Consider the following 4,685-nt stretch of genomic DNA (forward strand, 5'->3'; position numbering starts at 1 on the left):
CAAGGAAGGCGAGGGCGCCGAGATGCCGGGCATGCTGGTGGCCAGCCGCAGCCAGATCGCCCGAACCGACAGCAATGAGAAGGCCGTTCCCGCCAATCTGCTCACCGTAAGCATTCCGTTCCAATACCGGATCACCGACCTGCCCGCCTGGGCCTACAATCACGCCAACTCCGACGAATTGCTCCAGGAGCTGGCCAACCGCGAAGTCGTCCGCTACCTCGTGAACGTGGACATGGAAAACATCATGTCGAGCGGCCGGCTCGCCGCGGCGGAGGAGATTCGCCGGCGCGTTCAGGTGCGGGCGGACGAAGCGAAACTCGGCGTGAAGATTGTGTTCGCCGGCTTGCAGGACATCCATCCGCCGCTCGGGAACAAACGAACCCAGGTGGCGGCGGCGTTTGAACAGGTCGTCAGCGCGGTACAGGAAAAACAGACGAACATCCTTTACGCGCTGGCGTACGCGGCGGAAAAAATCCCGTCCGCGCAGGCGGAGGCCACAAACACTCTGGCGCAGGCGCGCAAGGAGGCGGTGACGAAGGTGGCGCTCGCGGAAGCGGAGGCCGCCCGCTTCACAAATCAAATCATCGCTTACGAGGCGTCACCGTCCGTCTATGTGCAGCGATCCCGGCTGGAAACGCTCGCGCGTTCGCTGGAACCCGTCCGCAAGTATGTGCTCGCAGCCACGAACACGCAGGACATTCTCACCCTGAATCTCGAGGAAAAAATCCGGTCGGATCTGCTGGGCGGGGTGATCCTGCCGCCGGATGCCACCAAATCCTCCCCGACGAACCGATGATTTTGAGTTTGCGCTTATGAAACGAAACCCCATCACCTTGATTACCGGCGGCGTCCTGCTGGTGATCGTCGCCTGCATGTTGTTCACCTTCCAGGTCCGCCAGACCGAAGTCGCGGTGGTAACCACCTTCGGCGAGTACTCTCGCAGCATCACCGAACCCGGCTGGAAGATCCGGTTGCCCTGGCCCATCCAGAAGGTCTATGAGTTCGACAACCGCATGCAAAACTTCGAGCGCAAGTTCGACGAAACCATCACCCGCGACCAGATCAACCTTGTGATTGCCGTCTACGCGGGCTGGCGCATCGCCGAACCGAAGCTTTTTCTCGAAAGCTTCAACGGCGACATGACCAAGGCCGAGCAGACCCTCGAGCCGGTCATTCGCAACGCCAAGAGCGGCATCATCGGCCAGTACAACTTCAGCGACCTGATTTCCACGAACCAGGCCGAGCTGAAGTTCGACCAGATTGAGAAGGAGATGCTCGAAGCAGTGCAGGCTCAGGTCAAACGGACGTACGGAATCGCCATTGAAACGCTGGGCATCAAACAACTGGGACTGCCGGAGAGCATCACCAGCACCGTGTTCGAACGCATGAGGGCCGAGCGCCAGCGGCTGGTGGCCACCTATCAAAGCGAGGGCGAGCGGGCCGCGAAAATCATCCGCGCGGACGCGGACGCGAAAGCGAACCGAATTCTTGCCGAAGCCTCGGGCGAGGCCAAGAAGGTCCTCGGCGAGGCCGACGCCAAAGCGTCCGAATACTACGAAGTCTTCCGGAAGAAACCCGAGCTGGCCATTTTCCTGATGCAGCTCAACGCGATCGAACAATCGTTGAAGGATCGCTCCTACCTCATCCTCGGACCACAGACGCCGCCGTTCAACCTGCTGAATGGCGCGGCCGGCGACAGCAACGGCTCGTCGAAAAAATAGGAACCGGTGATGGACAACGATCATCCACATTCCGAACACGACCACGGAGCGCCGGGGCCAGGACCATCGGCCGCGCCGGAACCTGCGCGAGGCGTCGAAGACGCCAGTGCGCGAGCGTTATCCGATGCGCTGCGGAGCAGTTTCAACATTGTCAAACTGCTGATGGGCGCTCTCGTGGCGGCCTTCATCCTCTCAGGAGTGTTCACCGTCAAACCGAACCAGGTCGCCATCAAACTGCGCTTCGGCCGGGCCGTCGGCACGGGCTCCGGCCAGCTCCTCCGGCCCGGTCTTCACTGGAAGTTTCCTTATCCGATCGACGATGTGGTTTATGTTCCCGTCGGCGAAAGCCACACCGTCACCTCGACCGCCGGCTGGTACTTCCAGACGCCGGAAGAGCTGGCGTCCGGTCAGAAGCCCCAGCCGATGGGCATGCTGCGCGCCGGCGTGGACGGCTACACGCTGACCGGCGACGGCGACGTGATTCACGCCCGCGCCACGCTCAGTTATCGCATCAGCGATCCGCTCAGTTACGTGTTCGGCTTCCGCAACGTGACGAACCTGCTTCAGCATGTTCTCGACAACGCGCTGTTCTATGCCTCGGCCCGTTTTAACGCCGATGACGCGCTGTATCGGAACAAACTCGCCTACCAGGAGGCCGTCCAGGCTCGCGTTGTGCAGATGGTCGAGAGGCTCAAACTCGGAGTGAAGATCGAGTCGGGCGAAGTCCGCACGGACACCGAACCGCCCGTGGACGTGGCCGAGGCTTTCAACAATGTCGTCAAGGCGCAGCAGCAGGGGGATATCAAGATCCAGGAGGCCGAAACCTACGCGCGCGGGGCCACCAACAAGGCGGTGGGTGACGCCACCGTCATCCTGCGCGGCGCGACAACCTCCAGCAACTACCTCGTAACCACCGTCGCCGCCGAGGCCGACCGGTTCACGAAACTGCTGCCCCGTTACGAGGCGAACCCGGAACTGTTCAAACAGCGCCTGCTCTCGGAGACGATGGGGCGGGTTCTGACCAACGCGCTGTACAAGATTTTCCTGCCGGAACGGCCGGATGGCAAACCGTGGGAACTGCGGTTACAGTTGAGCAAAGAACAGGAAGTGCCGAAAAAAGAAACGCCGAAACCGGAGTAAGCCGTATGCAAGTGACATCTTTGATGAGCCGGGAGGAGCATGACCACGCCCACGATCACGACCATGAGCACATCCCCGTCCGATTGTGGCAGATGGTCATTGGCGTGATCTTCACCGCCAACTCTTTCCTGGTGGAATGGGTGTTTGAAAAGGGCAGCATGGTGGCCGGGCTGAGCGCCATGGTGGGCGCGATCATCCTCGGCTGGCCAATCGTCACCACCGCGATCAAGGACATCCGGCGCGGCATCCTCAGCATCAACGAACTGGTGGCCATCGCCGTTCTGGCGGCATTCGCCTCGGGGGAATCGCAGATCGGCGGCTATCAAACCGCCGGCATCATTGCGTTCTTCATGCTGCTCGGCGAGCTGATCGAAACCCGCACTGCGGCCGGCGCGCGCGCCTCGATCGAATCGCTCATCAAACTCACCCCCACAAAAGCGCGCCGCATCACCGCCAAGGGTGACGAGGAGGAAGTGGCGGCGAAAGATCTCGCGGTCAATGACACGATCCGCATCCGACCTGGCGACAATGTCGCTGCCGACGGCGTCATCGTCAGCGGCCAGGGTTCATTCAACCAGGCCAACATCACCGGCGAATCGCTGCCCGTGGACAAGAAGCCGGGCGACGACGTTTTCGCGGGAACCCAGAACCTGACCGGTGTGTTGGAGGTGCGCGTCACCCGCGCCGGGGAGGACACGACGCTCGGGCGCGTGCGCGAGCTGATCTTGGCCGCAGAGAAGACCAAGCTCCCCATCATGCGGATCATTGATCAGTACATGATCTATTACACGCCGCTCGTGCTGGTGTTGGGCGCGATGGTCTGGGCGTTCACGAAGGACCTCGACCGGGTCATCACGGTCCTCGTCATCGGTTGTCCGTGCGCGTTCATTCTGGCGTCGCCGTCGGCGATGGTCGCCGCGCTTTCGGCGGCGGCCCGCCTCGGCATCCTGATCAAGAACGTCGGTGACATTGAACTCGCGGCGCGCATCAACGCCTTTGTGTTCGACAAGACCGGCACGCTCACGACCGGCAAACTGGCGGTGAGCCGGCTGGCGCCGTTGGGCGAAACAAAACCCGCCGAACTGCTCCGGATCGCTGCTTCGGCCGAGCGATACAGCAATCACCCGACCGCAAAAGCGCTCGCCCAACTGGCCGATGAGGCAGGCGTGCCGCTGGCGGAGCCAAAGGATTTTGCCGAGGCCGCCGGGCGCGGAATCAAGGCGAAGGTGGATGGCGCGGAGATCATCATTGGCCGCGCGCAATGGCTCAAGGACAACGGCATCCGCGAGGATTTCATGAAATCCGTGGATCTGAACGAGACGGAGGGATTCAGTCTGATTTTTGTTGCGCGCAACGGGCAGTGCGTCGGCTGGGTCGGGCTTCAGGACCAGACGCGCTCCGAGGCACGCGAAGCGCTGGCCACCTTGAAGGAAAACCGCGTGCGGCGCATCGCAATGGTCTCCGGCGACCGCCAGCCGGTCGCGGCGCGCGTGGCTCGCGAGATCGGCTGCGAGGAGGTCGTCGCCGAATGCCTTCCACAGAACAAGGTCGAGTTTGTCCGCGAAATGAAAAGCCGCGGTTATCGCGTCGCCGTGGTCGGTGACGGTGTCAATGACGCCCCGGCGCTGGCCGCGGGTGACATGGGCATCGCGATGGGCGCCGCCGGCAGCGAGGTCGCCATCCACAGCGCGACCATCGCGCTCATGAACAACGATCTGCGCCGCCTGCCCTTTCTCGTCAGGCTGTCCCGCCAGACACGCGGCGTCATCAACCAGAATTTCCTGTTCGGCGTTTTCTTCATCATCGGCGGCTGGACCGCCGGCG

Annotated in this window: 4 protein-coding genes; all 4 read left to right on the top strand. The window is 62.3% G+C overall.

What is annotated here, in order from left to right:
- Positions 1 to 796 (top strand): SPFH domain-containing protein (locus tag VN887_04030; protein ID HXT39173.1); only part of this gene is annotated, 796 nt, incomplete at its 5' end.
- Positions 797 to 812: 16 nt separating this feature from the next.
- A complete protein-coding gene (locus tag VN887_04035) occupies positions 813 to 1,721 on the top strand; it encodes a protease modulator HflC (GenBank protein HXT39174.1) in 909 nt (302 codons plus the stop codon).
- Between the two features lie 9 nt (positions 1,722 to 1,730).
- Positions 1,731 to 2,861, top strand: coding sequence for a protease modulator HflK (locus VN887_04040; GenBank protein ID HXT39175.1), 1,131 nt, complete (start codon positions 1,731 to 1,733; stop codon positions 2,859 to 2,861).
- A gap of 5 nt (positions 2,862 to 2,866) precedes the next feature.
- Positions 2,867 to 4,685 (top strand): cation-translocating P-type ATPase (locus VN887_04045; GenBank protein HXT39176.1); only part of this gene is annotated, 1,819 nt, incomplete at its 3' end.

This window comes from Candidatus Angelobacter sp., from assembly GCA_035607015.1.
Taxonomy (GTDB): domain Bacteria; phylum Verrucomicrobiota; class Verrucomicrobiia; order Limisphaerales; family AV2; genus AV2.